The organism is Agrobacterium sp. ST15.16.024 (assembly GCF_027956545.1).
Lineage (GTDB): Bacteria > Pseudomonadota > Alphaproteobacteria > Rhizobiales > Rhizobiaceae > Agrobacterium > Agrobacterium cucumeris.
Genome location: NZ_JAQKGO010000001.1, coordinates 318,923 through 340,844, shown reverse-complemented (window position 1 = coordinate 340,844; position 21,922 = coordinate 318,923). Strand labels below are relative to the sequence as shown.

The following is a 21,922-nucleotide window of genomic DNA, read 5'->3' as shown; positions in this document are numbered from 1 at the left end:
GGCCTTAGCCCATCAAATCTTGCGCGACAAACCGCAAGTGGTGCATCGGCGCTACAGGCTGCGGGGTCTTCGCGACATCGCAGCCTCGCCAACCGGCGAGCCTTCCGCAGCATCGTATCGGCGGCGAAACAGGATGAGGCAGGCGACCGCCCCGTCCTATCGCCAAAAATCACCCGCGATCAGGGGCCTTCGCAGATGGGGGCCTGACCAAACACAACCTGCCCCACTTCGGCATCATAAGCGCGCAGACCGAATGCACCCATTGTAATGACCCGGTAACAGGGGTTGCCACCCGTCCACAGCGGATCGAGAACATCGATATCGGTGATGAAACGATGCGCGCAGGCCTGACCGGAGCTGTAGGCTATGCCTTCGGCCGTCGTGCCGGCCATAGGCACATGGATATGGCCAAAAATGATATGACGCACACCGGCCGGGTGGGCCGCGAGGTGGCGCATGATGGCGCCATCATCATGCATGCCAATATGTTCGAAATGGCGGATGCCGCAATCCATCGGCGGGTGGTGAATGAACACCGTCACCGGTAGATCGCCCGCGCTTTCCAGCGCACTCTCCAGCCATGCCAGGCGATCCGCGCCATACCTGCCGCCGATGACATCGGCTTCGTGGCTGTCTAAAAACAGCAGTCGGCCGAAGTCCGTATCGATGAAAGACTGGATATAGCCATTATCGTCGCGCGGCTGCTCCGGGAAAGCTGCCACGAATTCCGGACGCCGGTCGTGGTTGCCAAGCATCAGCCGCACGGGCACAGAGACGGGCGCGAGAATATCGCGCAGCAGTTCGTAGGCTTCCGGCTCGCCGTAATTGCAGAGATCGCCTGTCATGACAAGAAGATCGGCGTCGGCATGTTTTTCGACAATATCGGCCACCGCCGCGCGCAGCTGCTTTTCCGGATCGACGCCGTTTACAGCGATGCCGGGGGGGACGAGATGGGTGTCGGTGATCTGGATGATCTTCATAACAGGTCTTTCTGCACAAAATGGCTGCGGGAACGGATTTCCCCGCAGCCTTCTCGATGGTTTTGCTTATTTCAGCAGGGCGTTGGTCTGCTCGACAACCTGCTTGAGACCGGCTTCCGGCGTCACTTCACCGCGCATGACGGTGCCGATGATGTCGCGCTGGGTGCGCCAGATGCGGACGGAATCACCACCCGGATAACCGGCCCATGGCAGCGAACGGTCAGCCTGAAGCGAAGCGGTCTTCACATTCGGGTTCTCGACATAATAGGGAGCGAGGAAGTCCGGGCCGGTTGCCAGCTTGTTGGTCGGCAGGTAGCCGGTGATGCGAACGATGGTGTTCTGCGCTTCCGGACCGGTGATCCACTTCAGATATTTCCAGGCAGCGTCCTGCTTGGCTTTTTCCTGCGTCAGGATAACGGCAGAGTTGCCGCCGGTCGGCACGCCGCCCTTTTCCTTGTTGTCGAGCGGGAAGGTTGCCGTCTTCAGCTTGAAGCGGTCGCCAACCAGGCCCTGGATCGTCTGAACGTGGGCCGGGGTCGAGAAGATGAAGCCGGTGAGGCCTGCACCGAACTGCTGGCGGGACTGATCCCAGTCGAGCAGGTTCTGACCACCTTCGGTAACGAACTGGCGAGCCATCTTCAGGGCGTTGAGGCCGATCTCATTGTCGAAGGCAACGGTCTTGGTCTTTTCGTCAACGAGCTTGCCACCCTGTTCGAACACCAGCGCCTGCCACAACCAGTCATCCGGCCAGCCGTTGATGTCGTAGCTCATGCCGGCAAACTTGGCATCGAGAGCCTTGATCTTCTTGGCGAGAGCGATGAGCTCCGGGAAGGTAGTCGGCATCTTGTCCGGGTCGCCGCCAGCCTTGGTGACGAGGTCGGCGTTGATATAGATGATCGGCGAGGAAGCGTTGACCGGCAGGCCGTATTGCTTGCCGTCGATCTGGCCGAGAGCGGCCATCTTCGGGCTGTAGTTCTTGTCGAGGAACGCCTGACCGCCTTCAGCCTGGATGAACGGGCCGAGATCGGTGATCTGGTTGCGCGGTGCGAGCGTGTGAACCAGTTCCGCCGTCAGGTTGTAACCCGAGAAATAGACATCAGGCAGGTTGCCCGTGACGGCAGAGCGCAGAACTTGCTGCTGGCCTTCATTGTAGCCTGCGGCCGGGGCGAGGAAGTTGATCTTCACATCCGGGTTCTTCTTCATGAATTCATCGGCCAGCGGCTGATGGAACTTGGTGAAGCCAGGCAGGTTGTAGAGAACGTTGAGCGTGATTTCATTGGCCAGAGCCGGCTGTGCAAGGCCTGCAAAAGCCATGCCGAGGGCCAGACCGCTTACCACAGCGCGTCGGTTGAGTTTCATATCAGTCTCCAGAGAGGTTGGGAGGAGGAGGAGTGTGAACGGCGTCACTTGACGCCGGTCATGGTAATACCGGCGATGAAATGGCGGCGTGCGAGGAGGAAGCACAGCACCATCGGCGCGGTAATCAGTGTGGCGCCCGCCATCAGCGCGCCGTAGTTCGCGCCGGATTCAACATCGGCAAAGAACATCATGCCAAGCGGCGGCGGGGCGAGATTGGTATCGGAGACCACGATCATCGGCCAATAAAGGTCGTTCCAGTGGGCAACGAGCGAGAAGACCGAGAAAGCGGCGAGCGAAGGCAGTGAGCCGCGCAGGACGAGCCCCCAGCAAATTTCCATTTCCGAAAAACCATCCATGCGTGCCGCCTCGATGATTTCATCCGGGTAGCTGCGGAAGGACTGGTTGAACAGGAAGATGGCGAAGACCGAGAGGAAGAACGGCATCATCATCGCGAAATAGGTGTTGAGGAGCTGCGTTTTCGCCAGCCCGACGAAAAGCGGCAGCGCCAGCGCCTGGATGGGAACGCAGAGTGCGGCGATGACGAGGCCCAGGAGCAGCTTGCGGCCCGGAAACCGGAGCTTCGCCAGCGCATAGGCCGCCGGAACCGAGGTCAGCACCTGAACAATAAGGATGCCGACGCAGACGATGACGCCATTCAGCATGAAACGTGCCATCGGTACCTGCCCCGCCGCCCGGGCATAGTTTTCCACCGCGTCGAATTTTTCGGGAATCGGCCAGAGCGAGACGTTGAATATTTCCGCCGGTGAGCGGATCGACGTCAGCATCATCCAGTAGAACGGCAAGAGCATCACGAATGCGCCGAGCGCCAGCACCAGATGCGGGAAATATTTGCGGAGAGCGGCCATCAGTAATGCACCTTCCGGTCCATATGCAGCGTCTGGCCTATCGACAGGACCAGCACGATCGCGAGGAAGATAATGGTCAGCGCCGCCGCATAACCGGTGTTGGAATATTCGAAACCCTCAAGATAAAGATCAAACAGCAGGGTTTCCGAACCGAAGCGGCCCTTGGTCAGCACGGCGACCGTCTCGAATACCTTGAAGGCCGAGATGGAGGTGGTGACTACCACGAACATGGTCGTCGGCCCAAGCATCGGCCATGTCACCGTCAGGAACCGGTCTATGGGGTTCTTTGCACCGTCCAGCCGCGCTGCCTCATGCAGATCCTTCGAAATGGCAGTAAGGCCGGCAAGGAACAGCACCATGTTGAAGCCCAGAACCTGCCAGATTCCGATCAGCGCCATGGTGGGAATGAGAAGGACGGGATTGGAAAGGAAAGCGACCGGTTCGAAACCCAGCCATTTGATCGCGGCATTCACCGGGCCGAGCGAGGGGTGCAGCAGGAATTGCCACACGGTTGCCATGGCGACGAGCGTTGCCGTGACGGGCAGAAAATAGGCGACTTCCCAGAAGGCGCGGCTGCGCTTGCGATTATAAACGAGCAGGGCCACGCCAAGCGCCAGAAACACGCCAAAGGGAATGACGATGACCGCGTAGATGGCGGTATTCGTCAAAGCGCGCAGGAACACCGGATCCTGAAACGCCTTGACGAAGTTGCCGAGACCGACGAAGCGCGTGGAGAGCGCGCCGAGTTGGTAATCCGTAACGGAAAAACCGGCGAGAACCAGCATCGGAACAATATAGATGGCCAGAAGCAGCAGGCTTGCCGGGGCGGCGAACATCAGGCCGCGCCAGATCATCCGCCGGTCTGCCTTCGACAGGCGTGGACGGGATTTGGCACGCACAATCGTGGAAGCATCTACAACCGTCATGCCGGCACCCGCTCACGCACCGTCGTCTTGCGGCGCAGGCCATCGGCGGCAAAAAGATGAGCGCGTTCCGGAGTAAAACCGAGATTCAGCACGCCATGCGCATCGGCCTCCAGCGCTTCGCCCGCACCCTGACGCAGGGTGATCGCAACCGTCTCGTCGCTGAGAAGACGGCAGCTGACGAAGCGATCCGCCCCGTGGGTTTCGCTGCGGACCACCCGCACGGCAAAACCTTCGGCACCCGGACGCAGATCTTCGGCGCGCAGGCCAAGGGTGGCCGGGCCGGCGTCGCGAGCTACGGTGTCGATGCCCAGATCACGACCGAAAGCGCTGATCTTGCCGAGTGTATCGATTTCGACCGGCAGCAGGTTGATGGAAGGCGTGCCGATGAAGCGCGCGACGGTCAGCGTTGCAGGCTTCCGGTAAAGCTCATCCGGCGTACCGAGCTGCTCGATGCGGCCTTCCGACATCAACGCGATGCGGTCTGACATGGTCATGGCTTCGATCTGGTCGTGGGTGACGTAGATGAAGGTTGCACCCAGCCGCCGATGCAGCCCGGCAAGCTCCTCGCGCATATGGGCGCGCAGCTTGGCATCGAGGTTGGAAAGCGGCTCGTCCATCAGAAATGCGGCAGGTGAGCGCACCAGCGCCCGGGCGAGCGCCACGCGCTGGCGCTGGCCACCGGAAAGCTGCGCCGGCCTGCGATCCAGCAGATGCGCGATCTGCAGGGTCTCGGCCGCCTGTTCAACGGCGGCGTCGATCTCGCGCAACGTTTCGGCCGGCGCCATCATGCGGCCGATCAGCGGCAGGCGGGCGGCAAACGGCAGACGCCGCATGCGCAGCGGCGTCGCGATGTTCTGGCGGACATTCATATGGGGGTAAAGCGCGTAGGACTGGAAAACCATCGCCAGATTGCGATCGCTCGGATCGATCTCCGTCACGTCCTGCCCGCCGATCGACACCGAACCGCGATCCGGCGTTTCCAGCCCGGCAATGATGCGCAGCAGCGTGGACTTGCCGCAGCCAGACATGCCGACGAGGGACAAAAACTCTCCGGGACGGATGGAGAGATCGATCTCTTTCAGAACATCGTCAGCCCCGAAGCCTTTGCCGATTCCTGAAAGCTCAAGTGATTGTGGCGTCATTCTGCGCTCCTTTTCTGAAGCGCATATGCTTATATTGTATGACAATATGACGAAGGTTTGCGGAAAGTTCGGTGACATCAAAAAGCCCGGCAAACCCGGCTCGCCGCCAGGCCTTGTAGTACAGGCTTTCACCAAAACCACTAATATTTAGGGGTTTATTCCCAAATACGCAAAGCTGGCGTTTTTCGGCTTAAAACCGCCTCGGAGTGTGCAGTTCCTAAAGCTATGGCGAGAATCACAAGCGCCCGAATTTTGGCTGAAATCTCGCCGCTGCCATGCCGCGCCTCAATCGCAGAGGCGACGCAGTCGTATTTTATCGAGATTGAACCCGCAAACTGCGTTCGCTTCCAACAAGACTTTTACTCTGGGCCACTGGTGGGCCAAAGACTTCGCGAGTGATTCGGAATTTGTTGGGCTCACCGAGCCTCGTCGCCGATACAGGATGGGGAGCGCATGCGGGCCAAACTATGCGGGTAAGGCCGCGCCACAGCAACGATTGGCTTAGGTCTTGTCGATAGTTTTGTGGGAAGAGAAATGGCGCACCCGAAGAGATTCGAACTCCTGACCCCCAGATTCGTAGTCTGGTGCTCTATCCAGCTGAGCTACGGGTGCGTGCCGTTCCGGTCGTTTCCGGTGGCGTGGCGATCCTCTAAAACGTCCTCATTCCGATTGCAAGCGATTTCGTTTCGAAATTGTCATTTTTCCGCAGCAATTCATTTATGCCATTGATTATAAACGAAATTCCATAGGGACCGTTTTTGCAGCGGCGCACACTGCCCTTTTTCCAGCGGGCGCGCCGATGGCTGAGGGTCGTTGACTGAGGAGATTTTCAGGCGGTTCTGGCCGCCTGCACAGTGGCGGCGCGGTCAGCGATCTCGATGCGGAACTGCGTGCCCGGGCCGGGCTTCTCGACAAGCGCTATGGTGCCGCCATGGGCAAGCACCAGTTCGCGGGCAATGACGAGACCGAGGCCGGTGCCGCCGGAGCGGGCCGACCCACGGAAAGCGGAGAACAGGTTCTCTTTTGCTTTACGTGGCATTCCCGGTCCGTTGTCGTCGATGACGATGCTGACGACACTACCGGCCCTTTGAGCGGCAATGGACAGATGTCGCGGCGCGGCATTTGTCGCATCCGATTGCAGGGCCTGAACGGCGTTGCGACAGAGATTGTGGATCACCCGGAACAGTTGCTCGGCATCCGCGTCGACAGTCAGATCGGTGGGCACGCTGTCATGAAACTCGATGCCGCTCTCCGGCTCGAGCGCCAGAATATCGCGTACATCCCGAACCAGAAGGCTCAAATGAACCGTCTTGCGTTTCGGCGCACCCTCCGTTGCCTGCCCATAGGCCAGAACTTCACCCGTATAGGCCACGGCGCGATCAATGGTGCGCAGCAGTTTCGGAGCGAAACTGCGGACCATCGGGTCCTTGGCATCCACCAGGCGGTCAGACATGAGCTGCGCGGATGAGAGGATATTGCGCATGTCATGGTTGATCTTGGAAACGGCGAGGCCGAGATCGACCAGGTTCTTCTGTTGCCTGAGCGTTTTCTGCAATTCCGTCTGCATGTCGGCGAGGTGACGGCCAGCAACCGACAATTCGTCGGTGCCTTCTTCCGGCACGAAGATACGCTCCGGATTGCCCGGATCTTCCGAGAAATGCTGCATGCCGAGCGTCAGCCGACGTATGGGCCGGATCATGATGCGGTTGATGGAGATAAAGATGAGGCCGGCGGTGACGAGTGACAGGACGATGGAGATCAGGAACACATTGCGGGCATAGGCGAGCATGGCGGCCCGCAGCTTGTATTCGCCGAGCACCAACTCGATGATGGTGTCACTGTCGCCGACGACATCGAAAACGCGGATGACGCGGTTGCCGCCGAACAGCAATGTGGAAAACGCATCGCGAACCGCTGCCAGCTGCGAAACATCAGAAAGATCATATTGCTCGTCCACCCCGGGCGGCGTTTCCGCCACCGCCAGCAAGCGCGACGTACCGTCCTTGCGAAGCGCAATCAGCTTTGCCCCGGTTGCCATCAGCGTGTCATTCTGCACGCTTCGTGGCAATTCGGCCTGCAGGCCGTCGATCACAGCGCCGGCGGCAGCCGCCGTGTTCAGGCGGTCCCGCAGCCATGAAAGACGCATATTTGCGACGGAAGGCACAAAGATCAGCACTTCGGCGATCATCACGAAAATGACCGTGAGCAACAGCAGGCGTCCCGAAAGACCAGCGGTCAACCCCGGCATGCAGTGCACCGGATTGTCCTCCGTGCGGTCCAAGCTGTCTACGCCTTTAGATAACACCTGGCCCTGATCCTATGCGCGCCGCCGCTTCGGTTGAACGGCTCGGTTTATATGCACGCATGATAATAGGACCTAACTGAGATTTTTCCAATGCACTGCAAAATAAACGTTTTCATCGTCGCAAAAAACAAACGCCGCCCGAAGGCGGCGTTCTAACTGTAGCGGGTCTTACGGGAAACCGCAGACCGGCGTTCTCAGAATTCCTGCCAGTCGCCATGCGCCGGCGCGGCGGCCGGCTGCGCATTGAGGGCGCGGCTGACGCTGTTCATCAATTTGCGGGCCGGAGAGGCTACAGCTGCCGCTCTGCCGGATACCGCCACAGGCCGCATCGGCTGCTCGATCCGGGTGCGGAGCGGAGCATCCTCAGCGCCGACCTTGAAGCGCGACACAAGGGTCACGAGATGTCCCGCTTCATTGCTGAGCTTGTGGGTTGCGGCCGAAGTTTCTTCCACCATGGCGGCATTGCGCTGCGTCACCTGGTCCATCTGGTTGATCGCCGTGTTGACCTCGTGCAAGCCGGTGGACTGTTCCCGCGCCGCCGTGGCAATCGAATGGATGTGGTCATTGATCGCGAGAACACGGGTCTCGATCTCGTTCAAGGCGCTGCCGGTTTTCTGCACCAGCGATACACCGCGTCCCACTTCCTGGCCGGATTTGGTGATCAGCGCCTTGATGTCCTTTGCGGCGGTTGCAGAACGCTGCGCCAGTTCGCGCACTTCCTGGGCGACGACGGCGAAGCCCTTGCCCGCCTCGCCGGCGCGGGCGGCTTCGACGCCCGCATTCAGCGCCAGAAGGTTGGTCTGGAAAGCGATCTCGTCAATGACGTTGATGATCTGGCTGATTTCACGCGAAGCGTGCTCGATGCGATCCATGGCGGAGACGGCATCGCGCACGACATTGGCGGATTCTTCCGTCTTCTGCTTGGTCTCGGCCACCATGGTGCTGGCTTCCTGCGCACGATCGGTGGAATTGCGAACAACGGCAGTAATCTCGTCCAGAGCGGCGGAGGTCTCTTCCAGCGCTGCGGCCTGCTGTTCCGTCCGCTTCGACAGGTCGTCGGCCGCAGAGCGCAACTCGTTTGCGTTGCCGCTGATGCCTTCCGTGCTGCTACGCACCTCGTGCATCGTTTCGCGCAACTTGGATAGCGTCTCGTTGACGTTGGCCTGAAGTTCGGCAAACACGCCGCGGAACTCACCGTCCATCTTCTCCGTCAGGTCACCGCGCGCCAGACCTTCGATGACACGGCTGGTCTCGGAGACGCCATTGTCGACGCCGGTGAGCAGCGCGTTGATCGTTGCAGCGAAACGGTTGAGGTTTTCGTCGCCGTAATCCTTGTTGATGCGGCGGCTGAAATCGCCTCCCGCAGCCGCATCGACGACGATGGCCATGCCGGCCTGAAGATCGTCGCTCTTGGCGCGCATGGCAGTTTCCTGCGCGTTCATGCGGCGCATTTCGAGGCCGTTCTTCTTGAAGACTTCAACGGCTGCGGCCATTTCACCGATTTCATCGTTACGGCCAAGATAGGGCACATCCGCGTCCAGATTTCCGTCCGCCACGGCGTTCATCACTTCCGAAACACTGCGGATGGGCGCACTCAGCTGTCGCGTACCGATATAAAGACCGAAGGCCGCGCCGGCCAATATGCCGCTGCCGGTGACGATGATGACCAGCCAGAATGTCGTTGTTACAAAACCATCGATGCCGGCTTCGACGGCCTCAAGTTCGTCAATGTCATTCTTGACGACGGCATCGATTTCCGCCTGATAGGCCTTGCGGTTGGCCCGGTTCGCATCGTTGTTGCCCTGCAGGTTGGCCGCCTGTGGGCTGGCCTCGCGGGCAAGCCGCGCGGTTTCCAGGCGGAACGCCTTGAATTCCTTGAAGCGGCTGGCGAGGTTATCAAAGGCCGCCTTCTGTTCCGCCGGAACGAGAGGGGTCCATGTGCCGATCAGCTTTTCCATGGCGTCGAGGTTCTTGACGATGCCATCCGCGAAGGGTGCGGCCTTTGTTATATCGGGGGCGGCATATACGCCACGCGCCTCCATTACGACCGCGGTGACCAACCGGTTGAGCGCCTCGCCCTTATAGGCGCGCTCCGCGGCCTTTTCATATGCGACCGTACGCACCCGGAATTCGCTGACCGCATAGATGGACAGTCCACCGATGGTACAGGCCACGAGGCTCATCAGCCCGACAAGAAGATTGATACGACCGCGAATTCTCAATTTCGTTCCCCCAACACAAGCCAGCCGCATGATGAAAAACAGGAAGCTGGCATAACTTTTCGCATCACAACATTTATCAATGCTGCGTTAAGAAAGAATTTCGGATTTTATCGATTGCGCGTTGGAATCAATCTCTACCGACAGTCGGCGAAGGAGATGGCGGTGCGTTTTCCGCAAAAGGTGAACCGCGAAAACCCCTTCGGCAATTGACTTTGTTCGGCCTATGCCCTTATAAGCCGCGCACGCTCGGCCATTGAAAGCTCGCCCAGGCGGGGTTAGCCGTGCAAAAAACGAAACGCTCTTGCAAATAATTGCAAATTCAAGAAGGGCCGCACACCGCGGTATTAAATAAATGTCGAAGCGTACCTACCAACCGTCCAAGCTTGTTCGCAAGCGTCGTCATGGTTTCCGTGCCCGCATGGCTACTGCTGGCGGCCGCAAGGTTCTCGCAGCCCGCCGTGCGCGCGGCCGCGCACGTCTGTCGGCTTAATTGCCGAGCGTGTGGCCCGATGAAAGTCGCGGGCACATGAGCGAGACTAAAAAACACCCCGGCCGGCTTAAAAACCGGTCGGAGTTTCTTGCCGTTCAGGCAGGGGAAAAACGACGGGGAGGCACCTTTCTTCTGGAAGTGCTTGATCGGAAGACCCCGGAAACCGAGCCACGGGTCGGTTTTACCGTAACAAAAAAACAAGGCAACGCGGTCGAGCGAAATCGCATGCGCCGCCGTCTCAAGGAAGCCGTCAGGCTTTCTGTCGGGGTCGCAATGAAGCCCGGTCATGACTATGTGATTGTCGCCCGCAGGGACGTGCTTAGTACGGCCTTCCCGAAACTTCAGTCTCTCCTTACCGAGCGCATTGAAGGAACGGCGAAACCGAAACGGTCCCAGGAGACCCGCTCCAGGAAAGAATGATGGAAAAGAACCGCAATTACTTCATCGCGATAGCCCTTTCGGTTGTCATCGTCCTCGCCTGGCAATTCCTTTACATGAATCCGCGCATCGAGCAGCAGCGCCGCGCCGAAGAGGCCCGCCAGGCGCAGCAGCAGACGACGCAGCAGCAACAGCCTGCACCCGGTGCCGCACCCGGCGCAACCGTGGAAGGCGCGCCGCCCGCATCCTCCACGCAGGCCGCCGCCACGGCGACCCGGGAAGAAGCGATCGCCAAGACCCAGCGCGTCGCAATCGATACCAACGCCATCGCCGGTTCGATCAACCTGACCGGCGCCCGCTTCGATGACATCCGGCTCAAGGGCTACCATGAGACCGTCGATGACTCGAGCCCGATCATCACGCTGTTTTCGCCCTCCGACACCAAGGACGGTTACTTCACCGAGCTTGGTTATGTTGGCGCTGCCGAAGTCGGTGGCGTTCCCGGCCCGACCACGGTCTGGACGCTTGCCAGCGGCGACAAGCTGACGGAAACCACACCCGTCACGCTCACCTATACCAACGAAAAGGGCGTCGTTTTCTCCCGTACGGTGTCGATCGACCCGCATTACATGATCTCGGTCGCAGACAAAGTCGAGAACCCCGGTCAGACGGCTATTTCCTTCGCCACCTACGGCCGCGTGACGCGCAACAACAAGCCGGCGATCCCGCCCGTCTTCGTTATTCATGAGGGCTTTCTCGGTGTCTCCGGCAAAGACGGCAGCCTGACGGAAGAGAAATACAAGGACGTTGAAGAGGCGCCGGTAACGGTTGCCAAGGCGACCGGCGGCTGGCTCGGCATCACCGACAAATACTGGGCCGCGGCCATCGTTCCGCCGCAGACGACGCCGTTTGAAACCCGCTATTCGCATATCACGGGCAATCAGCCGAGCTATCAGGCCGATTTCAAGAGCGACACGATAACGGTCGAACCCGGCCAGTCCATCGAGCTGAAGAGCCTCGTCTTCGCCGGCGCCAAGGAAGTGCCGCTGGTTGACCGTTATGAGACCGAATATTCCATTCCGAAGTTCGACCTGCTGATCGACTGGGGCTGGTTTTACTTCATCACCAAGCCGATGTTCAAAATGATGGATTTCTTCTTCCGTTATTTCGGCAATTTCGGCGTGGCGATCCTGCTCACCACCATCGTGGTCAAGGCGCTCTTCTTCCCGCTCGCCAGCAAGCAGTATGCTTCCATGGCGAACATGAAGCGCGTACAGCCGAAGATGGAAGAGCTGAAGGCCAAGCACGGCGATGACCGCATGGCCATGCAGCAGGCGATGATGCAGCTCTACAAGGAAGAGAAGATCAATCCGGTGGCCGGCTGCTGGCCGATGCTGCTGCAGATCCCCGTCTTCTTTGCGCTCTACAAGGTCATCTACGTCACCATCGAAATGCGGCATGCACCGTTCTTCGGCTGGATCCACGACCTTTCCGCGCCCGATCCGACGTCGCTGTTCAACCTGTTCGGCCTTCTGCCCTACGACGTGCCGCACTTCCTGATGATCGGCGTATGGCCGTTGATCATGGGCATCACCATGTTCCTGCAGATGCGCATGAACCCGACGCCGCCCGATCCGACACAGGCGATGATCTTCACCTGGATGCCGCTGATCTTCACCTTCATGCTGGCTTCCTTCCCGGCTGGTCTGGTCATCTACTGGGCTTGGAACAACACCCTGTCGATCTCGCAGCAGGCCCTCATCATGAAGCGTCACGGTGCCAAGATCGAACTGTTCGATAATCTCAAAGGGCTGTTCAAACGAAAGCCGGTGCAATCGAAATGAGTGACACCGGCCCGGCAACCGAAAAGCCCCTTTTCGGGCGACCCTGGATATTCATTCGCGGCGTTCCCGCGATGAAATTCCTGCCGCCCGAAGGCCCGCCGGAGATTGCTTTTGCCGGACGTTCGAATGTCGGCAAGTCCTCGCTCATCAATGCATTGGTGGGCCACAAGGGACTTGCCCGCACCTCCAACACGCCCGGCCGCACGCAGGAACTGAACTATTTCGTTCCGGAAGGTTATTCCGGCGAGCCGGGTGACCTGCCGCCGATGGCGCTGGTTGACATGCCCGGTTACGGTTATGCGCAGGCACCCAAGGACCATGTCGACGCCTGGACGAAGCTCGTCTTCGATTATCTCCGTGGCCGCGCGACGCTGAAGCGCGTTTACGTGCTGATCGATTCCCGCCATGGCATTAAGAAGAACGATGAAGAGGTTCTGAGCCTGCTCGACAAGGCGGCCGTTTCCTATCAGGTCGTGCTGACGAAGACGGACAAGATCAAGGACGTCGGTGTTCCCCGGTTGATCAACGAAACGCTGGAGAAAATCCGCAAGCGTCCTGCGGCCTATCCGGAAGTTCTCGCCACGTCGTCGGAAAAATCCTTCGGGCTGGACAGCCTGCGCGCCGAGATCGTCAGAACCGTCTCACTGTAAGAGGCTTCCGCCCTTATCTTCAGGCGATGGTAAAAAGCAGAACGGCGGTCCACAGCATCGCCGTCAATGCCAGAAGCCGCCAGAAACGCACCGAATGCCAGACCTCCAGAAGCATGGCGGCGAACATGCTGCCATTGCGCAGAGGCTGACTTTTGAAAGGCAGGCCTGACCGGGTTGGATCCCTTTCAAGCAATGCAGCGACGGTCGCGTTTTCCCGGTATTCGGTTTCAGCCAGATTATCCCGCCAGCGCCTGACCATGGCAGCAAACTGGCGGTCGCGTTTGACGCGTTTGGCAAGCTCCGCCATGCTTTCCGGCGGCAGGGCACCCAGCACATATTCGCCAGCGAGCACTTCGTCCCGCAAACCGCTTTGCTTGTCTCGATCCGGTGCCGTCATAGGTCTTCAAACTCCTCGGTCGTCCAGGCAGCATCGTTTCGCGATGCGCGACACATCCCTGTCGCCCTGCTGAATAACCCCTCCCCTGCCGCAAACAAGGCTGGTCCGATTGGTGCTTTATGTCAATCTTATTACGCGCTTTGCGCCGCCCAAAAGCGGAATTTTACCAGGCATCGACACAATAAGGCCCGGAGGTTATTTCATTCGTCAAAAGCAGACATCCGCCTGTCCCTGCAAACGTGCCGGCATGGCCGATCCATGCATCCTGCACTGCAAAAATCGATTCCGATTTCTGCACCGATGCTGTAGAGCGATGAAAGGCTTTTTTGGGCCGCAACCACAGACCGAGGTTTTTCCATGACTTCTTCCGAAAGCGAAACTCAGGCGCGGCTGCTTGCACAGGCTCTGCCCTTCATGCAGAAATATGAGAACAAGACCATCGTCGTAAAATATGGTGGTCACGCCATGGGGGATTCGACACTCGGCAAGGCTTTCGCGGAAGATATCGCCCTGTTGAAGCAGTCCGGCATCAACCCCATCGTCGTCCATGGCGGCGGCCCGCAGATCGGCGCAATGCTGACGAAGATGGGCATCGAATCGAAATTCGAGGGCGGCCTTCGTGTCACCGACGCCAAGACGGTCGAGATCGTCGAAATGGTTCTGGCCGGTTCGATCAACAAGGAAATCGTCGCACTCATCAACCAGACAGGCGAATGGGCGATCGGTCTTTGCGGCAAGGACGGCAACATGGTCTTCGCCGAAAAGGCGAAGAAGACCGTCATCGATCCCGACAGCAATATCGAACGTGTTCTCGATCTCGGTTTCGTCGGTGAAGTCGTGGAAGTCGACCGCACATTGCTCGACCTGCTCGCCAAGTCCGAGATGATCCCGGTCATCGCCCCCGTCGCTCCCGGCCGCGATGGCGCCACCTACAACATCAACGCCGACACCTTTGCCGGCGCCATTGCCGGCGCGCTGAACGCCACACGCCTGCTGTTCCTGACCGACGTGCCGGGCGTTCTTGATCGCAACAAGGAACTCATCAAGGAACTGACGGTTTCCCAGGCACGCGCGCTCATCAAGGATGGCACGATTTCCGGCGGCATGATCCCGAAGGTCGAGACCTGCATCGAGGCCATAAAGGCTGGCGTGCAGGGTGTTGTGATCCTCAACGGCAAGACCCCGCATTCCGTGCTTCTGGAAATCTTCACGGAAGGCGCCGGTACGCTGATCGTGCCCTGATGCGATTTAATGTGGCGGACGGCCAGCCTGTCCGCCACAGACGACGTTTCAGCCGAACACCAGAAGCGACAAGACTCCGACGACAATTAACAGGCAGCCGGAAAGTTCGAGCCTGTTGATCTTCTCCTTGAAGAACAGCACGGTGGAGGCGAAGGCAAACAGCATCTCCACCTGTGCCAGCGCCTTGACCACGGCGGCCTGCTGCAAGGTCATCGCCGTAAACCAGCCGAACGATGCCGTGGCACCGACGAAACCGACCGCAAGCGACGGTTTCCACGCCTTTGCGATACGCCGCAACTCATCTCTCTGCCGCCAGACGATCCACAGGAACATCGATACTGTCTGCATCACGATGACGATGACAAGGGTGTAGCCCGCCTGCACCACCGCATCCGGCGTTGGCAGGCTGGGCGCGAGCGCTAGCGATGCCGACCGATAGGCAACCGAGGACAGGCCGAAGAACGCACCAGAGGCGAGACCTATACCGGCTGTCCGGCTGAAGATGGAGGTGAGAATGGAGGCAGGTGTGACTTCCGTGCGCGCCACCGAAATCAGCATGACGCCGGCGACCGAAACCGCAATGGCCGCCAATGTGCCGCCATTGACGCTTTCACCGATGAAAATGAGCGCAAACAGCGCCGCCTGCGCGGGTTCGGTGCGGGAATAGGCCGTGCCGACCGCAAAGTTGCGGAAGGAAAACAGGTGTACCAGCAGGAAGGTCGCGGCGATCTGCGCCATGGCTCCTACGGTCGCCCATACGGCAAAAGACATATTCGGCACCGGCAGCGGCCGGCCGAGCCCGAAATGCAGAAAGGCGAGATAGGCAAGAGCAAAGGGCATGCCGAACACGAAGCGCACGAAGGTTGCGCCCGTGGTGCCCATCATGCCCTTGAGGTGCTTTTGCAGGGTCGAGCGCAGGTTCTGCAAGAACGCGCTTGCAAAGGTTATGCCTATCCAGAGTTCCATGGTTTGGCGGTATCATGCGCTGCAGGCCCCAGCCAAGCCCGATTTTCTTGCCAATCGTCGTCTTTTCGATTTTCTTCGGCATTCGAAACGGGCATAAAGCAGGCCATGGACACAAAGCCGAAAAACCTGCCCGATGCCGCCGATTTCGCCCATGTGAGCGAATGGGTCTTCGATCTCGACAACACACTCTATCCGCATCACGTCAATCTGTTTTCCCAGATCGACCGCAACATGACGGCCTATGTTGCGGAGCTTTTAAAGCTCGACCCGGAAGAGGCTCGTGTGCTGCAGAAGCGTTATTACCATGACCATGGCACAACGCTTCAGGGGCTGATGATCAATTACGGCATCAGCCCGGACGAGTTTCTGGAACGCGCCCATGCCATCGATTATTCGGCGCTGAAACCCCATCCGGAACTCGGCGAAGCGATCAAGGCGCTGCCGGGCCGCAAGTTCATTCTGACCAATGGCAGCGTCAAGCATGCGCAGGCGGCCGCCGGCGCGCTTGGCATTCTCGATCAGTTCGAGGATATCTTCGATATCGTCGCTGCCGGTTACCTGCCGAAGCCGGCCAGCGCGACCTATGAGAAGTTCGCAGCGCTTGCGAAACTCGACACAAAAAAAGCAGCCATGTTCGAAGACCTGCCACGCAATCTTGCGGCCCCCAAGGCGCTTGGCATGAAAACCGTGCTGCTCGTTCCCTCCAATCTCGAGGGTGTCATAATGGAGCGCTGGGAAATTCCCGTCGAGACCGACGCGCATATCGACTACATCACCGACAATCTGACCGGCTTCCTGACGAAAACCATTGCCGGCTGAGCGCCATAGCCGAGTTGCGCCGCAACATTACCGAAGCTTCATCCACCTTACCGATGTTTAAGTGGTGAGGCTCGATAGAGGTCACTATCTTTTCTTCAGGGACACCAAAGAAAGGTAATGACGATGACCACACGAAAAATCGCCCTCTCTGCTCTTGGCGCAGCCCTTGTGCTCAGCACGGCCGCAACGGCAAGTTTCGCCGCGCCCGGCAAAGGCCATAAGGATCGCATGCCGATCCGCCAGGAAGCTGCCTTCATTCACCTCCTGAAGGTTGCCGATACCAACAAGGACGGCAAGATTTCGAAGGAAGAATTCGCAGCACGACAGGACGCGCTTTTCACCGAGATCGACAAGGATAAGGACGGTTCGATCACGCCGAAGGAAATGCGCGAATATCGCCAGGCGAAAATGGAAGCTTTCCGCGCCGCCAATCCGCGCCCCGAGCGTGAGGACGCCAAAGCCGAAGACGGCAAAGGCCCGGAGGGCAAGCGCGCCGAAAGACATGCCGAACGCGAGCATGGCGGCCGTTCCGGTCATCAGGGCTGGGGCAAGCATGGCGGCAAGGGTGCGGGCCTCGGCATGCTCCGCTGGGCCGATACCGACGAGAACGGTCAGGTCAGCAAGGCCGAATTCACCGCAGCCGGCGAGAAAATGTTCGAGCGGCTGGACAAGAACAAGGACGGCGTCATCTCGATCGACGATATGCCGGACCGCCCGTTCCTTTAAATCCATCAAGGAAAAAGCCCGCTCAAAAGCGGGCTTTTTCTTCGCATCTCCAGACGGAAAACAGGGATTCACTTTTCCCGTAAACTCTCCATCTATTTATTTGCACGCGTTTTCCAGACGTAAAACCGCTATGCACTTTTACGGGAAATGCTCTAGTGCAGGCTGACGGTCTTGAGATCGTCTTCGGCAGCCTTGAAAAAGGTACTTGAACGGTTGTCGGTCAGGAGGATCGGCGTGCCATCCGCACCAAACAGCGCCCAGAGATCCAGTTGCGGATCGAGATCAGGCGCTTCCGGGAAACAGCGGCTTACGTCTTCCGCACGGATTTTGCGGATATATCCCACTTCTCCTTCGCCGATATGGGCGAGCTGGGATCGGGTGAGACGCGCATGCGCTTCTTTTAAAAGCATATTTCAGCCTCCTTCTTCACGCCGAGCGATTCATGTCCGATTCCGGCGTTCACGTTCTACTCTGAGACGGAAATATTAATTTTCTTTACCACGTTCGAAATTTCAGGCCGCACCAGATCGATGGAAAGAAGGCCGTTGCGCATGCGCGCTTCCCTGACCTGCATGCCATCGGCAAGCACGAAGACCCGCTGGAACTGGCGCGCCGCAATGCCCCTATAGAGGAAATCCCGCTTTTCCTGTTCCTGCTGGCGACCGCGAATGACAAGCTGGTTGTCGGCTGTCGTCACATCCAGGTCGTCCTGTGAAAACCCGGCAACAGCGATGGTGATGCGCAGGCGCTCCGGCACGTCTCCGGCCCCCGGCAGCCGTTCGATGTTATAGGGGGGATAGCCGTCATTGGCCTTCGCCATGCGCTCCAGCGTTTTTTCCATGGCATCAAAGCCCAGCAGAAGCGGGTGGGTGAATGGCGTCATGCGGCTCATATCTTTTCTGTCCTTGCAACCAAGCGACGTTTCGCGGTCCCGCTTCCGGCAACCTTGCCGGTCAATCGAACCGGCTCAAACAATATGGGAAGCCAAGCCGCGATGCGCAAGACGGGAGAACGGCGCGAAGGGGGCGCCGAGGAATGCGCTTGACAAGTGAGCATCCGTCGCTCGAAAAAAGCGCTCACCTCAACGGCGGGCAAGACATGGCAGAACGCAGAAAAATCATCATCGACACCGATCCGGGCCAGGACGACGCGGCGGCAATCATGCTCGCTTTCGCAAGCCCTGACGAAATCGACATTCTCGGATTGTGCGCCGTCGCCGGCAACGTCCCGCTGAAACTGACCAGCCGCAATATTCGCATCATCTGCGAATTGTGCGGCCGCACCGATATTCCCGTCTATGAGGGCGCAGAGAAGCCGCTGGTGCGCAAGCCCATTACCGCCGAGCATGTTCACGGCAGCACCGGTCTCGACGGCCCTGTTCTCGATGAACCGACGATGGAGGCCCAAAAGCAGCATGCGGTCGATTTCATCATCGAAACGCTGATGCGGGAACCCGCCGGCACGGTGACGCTCTGCACGCTCGGGGCGCTCACCAATGTGGCGCTGGCACTGCTTAAAGCGCCCGAGATTGCCGACCGCATCCAGGAATTGGTGATGATGGGCGGCGGCTTCTTCGAGGGCGGCAATATCACGCCGGCGGCCGAGTTCAACATCTATGTCGATCCGCAGGCTGCCGATATCGTCTTCCGTGCCGGCATTCCTGTTGTCATGATGCCGCTCGACGTCACCCATAAGCTTCTGACCACCAAGGCGCGGGTCAGCCGCATTCGCGACATCGGCACACGCCCGGCCATCGCCATGGCGGAAATGCTGGAGTTCTTCGAGCGCTTCGACATCGAGAAATACGGTTCGGACGGCGGCCCGCTGCACGATCCATCCGTCATTGCCTATCTCATCAAACCCGAGCTGTTTCAGGGTCGCGAGTGTAACGTCGAAATCGAGGCCACGTCCGAACTGACCATGGGCATGACGGTGGTTGACTGGTGGCGCGTGACCGAACGCCCCGCCAATGCCCGCGTGATGCGCAACGTGGATGCGGACGGTTTCTTTGAGTTGCTGACGGAACGTTTTGCCCGGCTCTGACCGGAACGCAGGAATGAAAAAAGGGCCGCTGGCGATACCAGCGGCCCTTTTTATTTGAAGCTGGGAAAACCGTCAGAATTCCGTCCAGTCATCCTGCGCCAGTGCGTTTGCGCCGCTGGTTCTTGGACGGGGACGCGATGCCGTCGAGCGGGCCGGTGCTGCGGCCGGAGCCGAGGGTGCGCGCATGGCAGCTGCCGCGGAGCGCAATTGCTGGCTGGGTTGACTACCGGACACCGCAAAACCGGCCACGAGCGATTTCAGCGTTTCGGCCTCGCCGTTCAGCGTCACGCTGGCCGCCGTGGTTTCTTCCACCATCGCCGCATTCTGCTGGGTGACCTGATCCATCTGGGTAACAGCGGAATTGATTTCCTTCAGACCTACCGCCTGTTCGCTGGCGGAAGCGGAAATCTGGCGTATCAGCTGGTTGATCTGCAAAACCTGATCAGCGATGTTCTTCATCGTCTCGCCGGCCTTGCCGACCAGCTGGACGCCCTCGCCCACCTGGGTGGCCGAGGTGTTGATCAGTCCCTTGATCTCCTTGGCAGCGGTTGCAGACCGTTGCGCCAGTTCGCGCACTTCCTGCGCGACAACCGCAAAGCCCTTGCCGGCATCCCCTGCGCGGGCAGCTTCCACACCGGCATTCAGCGCCAGAAGATTGGTCTGGAAGGCGATCTCATCAATCACACCGATGATGCGGGAAATTTCCGCCGACGATTGCGCGATGCCCTGCATCGAGTTGACGGCCTGCTGCACCACCTCACCCGACTTGCCGGCGTCATCGCAGGCATGGCTGACGGCACCGGCCGCCTGCGCGGCATTTTCCGCGCTGGAATTGACCTGTGCGGTCAGTTGGTTGAGGGCTGCGGCGGTTTCTTCGAGACTTGCGGCCTGCTGTTCCGTGCGGTGGGAAAGATCGCTGGCAGCGCGGGTGATCTCACCGGTGCCATTGCCGATGGTGACAACCGTCGCATTGACCGTGGAGACGGTTTCCTCGAGGCTTGCTAGCGCCAAGTTGAAATCACTGCGCAGCTTCGCATAGTCGCCAGGGAATTCGTCCTCGATGCGGTAGGTGAGGTTGCCCTGCGAAAGCGCATTGAGACCCGAGCCGAGCACGCTGACGATGTGTTGCTGCATGCGGCTATTTTCCGTGCGCTCGGATTCCGACCGTTGACGTGCCGTTTCCGCATTGCCACGCTGGACAGCGGCGTCCGCTTCCATTTCACGAATGCCGGCGAGTTTTGCGCGGAAGCCTTCCAGCGCGGTGGCAACAGCCCCCGTTTCATCCCGGCGGTCCTGCCCGGACACCGGTTCATCGTAACGGCCTTCGCTCAGCGTCCGCACATCCGAAACCAGCGAGGCGAGCGGGTTGCCGACGAAGTGACGCACGGCGAAATAAAGTGCGGTGATGACGGCGGCGAGAATGACAAGCGCGCCGATGATCATCATGTAGGTCTGCTCTTCCACCGGCGCGTTCAGTGCCTGATGCGGAATGTCCACCAGCACGACCCAGGTGGCGTTGAGGCCCGGAACCGCAAAGGGATAGACGAGGCGGTTATAGGGCGCATCGGTATCGAGGCCGAGATTTTCGATGAGACCGTGCTTGCCGGAAGCGAGCGCCGCCTGAATGGCGCTGGCGCCGTCTCCGTCATATGCCTTCATGTTCTGCTCGGGCGTCGGCGGCACCAGCCACTGGCCGCCCTGTGACACGAGTGTCACGCGGCCGGTTTCGAAAGGACGCAGCGCCTGCAGCTTCTGCGACAGCGAGGCCAGCGAAATATCGACGCCGGCAACGCCAATCATCTTGCCGTCGGACATGACGGGATAGGCAAGCGAGGTCATGGTGGTGGGAACTTCCGTGCCCTGCGCCAGATATGGCTGGGTGATGGCGCCCTTGCCCGTCTTGGCAGCAAGCGCCCACCATTCGGCGGCGTAGTCATTATCGAAAGTCGAGAACTGGATGTCACCCTTCTGGGTCTTCGACCAATAGGGGGCGAAGACGCCATTTTTATTGGTGCCGAGATCGAGCCTGTTGGCAATCTCGGTGCTCTGGCCGTCGAAAAGGCCGAGCTGCTCGCAGAACCAGCTTCCGAAAGCGAAAGTATTCTGCTCGACATTGGCCTTGAGAATATTGACGATGCCGGGGCGATCCATCGATTTCGCCTGATGCGCGCGGCCGATGACACCGGCCATGGAACGCGCGGCGCTGCCAAGCTCACCCACATCGGCGGCGATGACGTTGGCGATGGCGCGCGCCTCGGTATTGGCCTGATCCATGGTCAAAGCATGGACGCGCTCGCTGGTCTGGGAAATGAGGAAGGAATTCGATGCGACAAGGACCGTGGTGATGGCACAGCCGGTAACGAGGATAAGCTTGGTCGCAAGCGACTTCACTTTGAAATTGAACATTTTGGCCTCGATCAAATCGTCTGCCGGGAGGCTGACGTCAACGGATGATAAATCTCCGTCATGGAGGCCCGTCCGCATGGACAGTGCGCTGCAGCGCGACGAGGCAAAATTAGAGTATCTTTGCTAATTAAGCCCTAAAATTTACTTCGTCGCGCCAAGCA

Annotated in this window: 20 protein-coding genes and 1 tRNA gene; 8 read left to right on the top strand and 13 right to left on the bottom strand. The window is 59.3% G+C overall.

From position 1 onward, the window contains the following. Positions 1–179: 179 nt before the first annotated feature. From PL640_RS01680 to PL640_RS01645, 8 genes are all read right to left on the bottom strand, one after another. Positions 180–980 (bottom strand): phosphodiesterase, encoded by an 801-nt coding sequence (locus tag PL640_RS01680; protein ID WP_271360625.1) that lies wholly within the window; start codon positions 978–980, stop codon positions 180–182. A 66-nt stretch (positions 981–1,046) separates the two neighbouring features. Beyond that, positions 1,047–2,339 carry an ABC transporter substrate-binding protein gene (locus PL640_RS01675; RefSeq protein WP_046799372.1) on the bottom strand — a complete coding sequence of 431 codons (1,293 nt, stop codon included), beginning with the start codon at positions 2,337–2,339 and terminating at the stop codon, positions 1,047–1,049. 44 nt (positions 2,340–2,383) lie between these two features. Then, positions 2,384–3,205, bottom strand: a complete 822-nt coding sequence (locus PL640_RS01670; RefSeq protein WP_142840961.1) for a carbohydrate ABC transporter permease — start codon at positions 3,203–3,205, stop codon at positions 2,384–2,386. Continuing rightward, the gene (locus PL640_RS01665) at positions 3,205–4,131 is read right to left on the bottom strand and encodes a carbohydrate ABC transporter permease (protein WP_271360624.1); all 927 of its coding nucleotides are present in this window, start codon (positions 4,129–4,131) and stop codon (positions 3,205–3,207) included. Before PL640_RS01665 ends, PL640_RS01670 begins: the two co-directional genes overlap by 1 nt. Then, a complete protein-coding gene (locus PL640_RS01660; RefSeq protein WP_271360623.1) occupies positions 4,128–5,273 on the bottom strand; it encodes an ABC transporter ATP-binding protein in 1,146 nt (381 codons plus the stop codon). The genes PL640_RS01665 and PL640_RS01660 overlap by 4 nt, the downstream gene beginning before the upstream one ends. 535 nt (positions 5,274–5,808) lie before the next feature. Continuing rightward, positions 5,809–5,885, bottom strand: a tRNA-Arg gene (locus PL640_RS01655). A 217-nt stretch (positions 5,886–6,102) separates the two neighbouring features. Further along, positions 6,103–7,521, bottom strand: coding sequence for a sensor histidine kinase (locus tag PL640_RS01650; RefSeq protein WP_271361431.1), 1,419 nt, complete (start codon positions 7,519–7,521; stop codon positions 6,103–6,105). A gap of 251 nt (positions 7,522–7,772) precedes the next feature. After that, complete coding sequence (locus PL640_RS01645) at positions 7,773–9,800, bottom strand: methyl-accepting chemotaxis protein (protein WP_271360622.1); 2,028 nt, start codon at positions 9,798–9,800, stop codon at positions 7,773–7,775. Between the two features lie 352 nt (positions 9,801–10,152). Here PL640_RS01645 and rpmH point away from each other — a divergent pair, with 352 nt between their 5' ends. From rpmH to yihA, 4 genes are read left to right on the top strand one after another with little or no spacing between them, the layout of a single operon-like run. Then, positions 10,153–10,290, top strand: a complete 138-nt coding sequence (gene rpmH / locus PL640_RS01640) for a 50S ribosomal protein L34 (RefSeq protein WP_003493611.1) — start codon at positions 10,153–10,155, stop codon at positions 10,288–10,290. Between the two features lie 36 nt (positions 10,291–10,326). Continuing rightward, a complete protein-coding gene (rnpA, locus tag PL640_RS01635) occupies positions 10,327–10,710 on the top strand; it encodes a ribonuclease P protein component (RefSeq protein ID WP_271360621.1) in 384 nt (127 codons plus the stop codon). Next, positions 10,710–12,512 (top strand): membrane protein insertase YidC, encoded by a 1,803-nt coding sequence (gene yidC, locus PL640_RS01630; protein WP_271360620.1) that lies wholly within the window; start codon positions 10,710–10,712, stop codon positions 12,510–12,512. The genes rnpA and yidC overlap by 1 nt, the downstream gene beginning before the upstream one ends. Further along, a complete protein-coding gene (gene yihA, locus PL640_RS01625) occupies positions 12,509–13,162 on the top strand; it encodes a ribosome biogenesis GTP-binding protein YihA/YsxC (protein ID WP_271360619.1) in 654 nt (217 codons plus the stop codon). The genes yidC and yihA overlap by 4 nt, the downstream gene beginning before the upstream one ends. Before the next feature lie 19 nt (positions 13,163–13,181). On the opposite strand, the gene PL640_RS01620 is transcribed toward yihA, so the two are convergent. Next, complete coding sequence (locus PL640_RS01620; protein WP_271360618.1) at positions 13,182–13,559, bottom strand: hypothetical protein; 378 nt, start codon at positions 13,557–13,559, stop codon at positions 13,182–13,184. 357 nt (positions 13,560–13,916) lie between these two features. On the opposite strand from PL640_RS01620, the gene argB reads away from it, so the two are divergent. Then, on the top strand, positions 13,917–14,801 hold the full coding sequence (gene argB / locus PL640_RS01615) for an acetylglutamate kinase (RefSeq protein WP_052820274.1): 885 nt from the start codon (positions 13,917–13,919) through the stop codon (positions 14,799–14,801). A gap of 48 nt (positions 14,802–14,849) precedes the next feature. Here argB and PL640_RS01610 read toward each other — a convergent pair whose 3' ends face one another. Continuing rightward, the gene (locus tag PL640_RS01610) at positions 14,850–15,767 is read right to left on the bottom strand and encodes a DMT family transporter (protein WP_052820275.1); all 918 of its coding nucleotides are present in this window, start codon (positions 15,765–15,767) and stop codon (positions 14,850–14,852) included. Positions 15,768–15,872: 105 nt separating this feature from the next. On the opposite strand from PL640_RS01610, the gene PL640_RS01605 reads away from it, so the two are divergent. Together PL640_RS01605 and PL640_RS01600 are read left to right on the top strand one after the other, a co-directional pair. Further along, positions 15,873–16,586, top strand: coding sequence for a pyrimidine 5'-nucleotidase (locus tag PL640_RS01605; RefSeq protein WP_269700123.1), 714 nt, complete (start codon positions 15,873–15,875; stop codon positions 16,584–16,586). Positions 16,587–16,703: 117 nt separating this feature from the next. Continuing rightward, entirely contained in the window at positions 16,704–17,312 is a 609-nt protein-coding gene (locus PL640_RS01600; protein WP_142840942.1) for an EF-hand domain-containing protein, read from the top strand. Between the two features lie 152 nt (positions 17,313–17,464). Here the strand turns inward: PL640_RS01600 and PL640_RS01595 are convergent, their stop codons facing one another. Both PL640_RS01595 and PL640_RS01590 read right to left on the bottom strand, forming a co-directional pair. Continuing rightward, the gene (locus tag PL640_RS01595) at positions 17,465–17,722 is read right to left on the bottom strand and encodes a DUF1150 family protein (RefSeq protein ID WP_003493591.1); all 258 of its coding nucleotides are present in this window, start codon (positions 17,720–17,722) and stop codon (positions 17,465–17,467) included. Between the two features lie 56 nt (positions 17,723–17,778). Continuing rightward, positions 17,779–18,204, bottom strand: coding sequence for an Hsp20 family protein (locus tag PL640_RS01590; protein WP_271360617.1), 426 nt, complete (start codon positions 18,202–18,204; stop codon positions 17,779–17,781). 206 nt (positions 18,205–18,410) lie between these two features. On the opposite strand from PL640_RS01590, the gene PL640_RS01585 reads away from it, so the two are divergent. After that, complete coding sequence (locus tag PL640_RS01585; protein ID WP_271361430.1) at positions 18,411–19,355, top strand: nucleoside hydrolase; 945 nt, start codon at positions 18,411–18,413, stop codon at positions 19,353–19,355. 72 nt (positions 19,356–19,427) lie between these two features. On the opposite strand, the gene PL640_RS01580 is transcribed toward PL640_RS01585, so the two are convergent. Next, positions 19,428–21,761, bottom strand: a complete 2,334-nt coding sequence (locus PL640_RS01580; protein WP_271360616.1) for a methyl-accepting chemotaxis protein — start codon at positions 21,759–21,761, stop codon at positions 19,428–19,430. Positions 21,762–21,922: the final 161 nt, after the last annotated feature.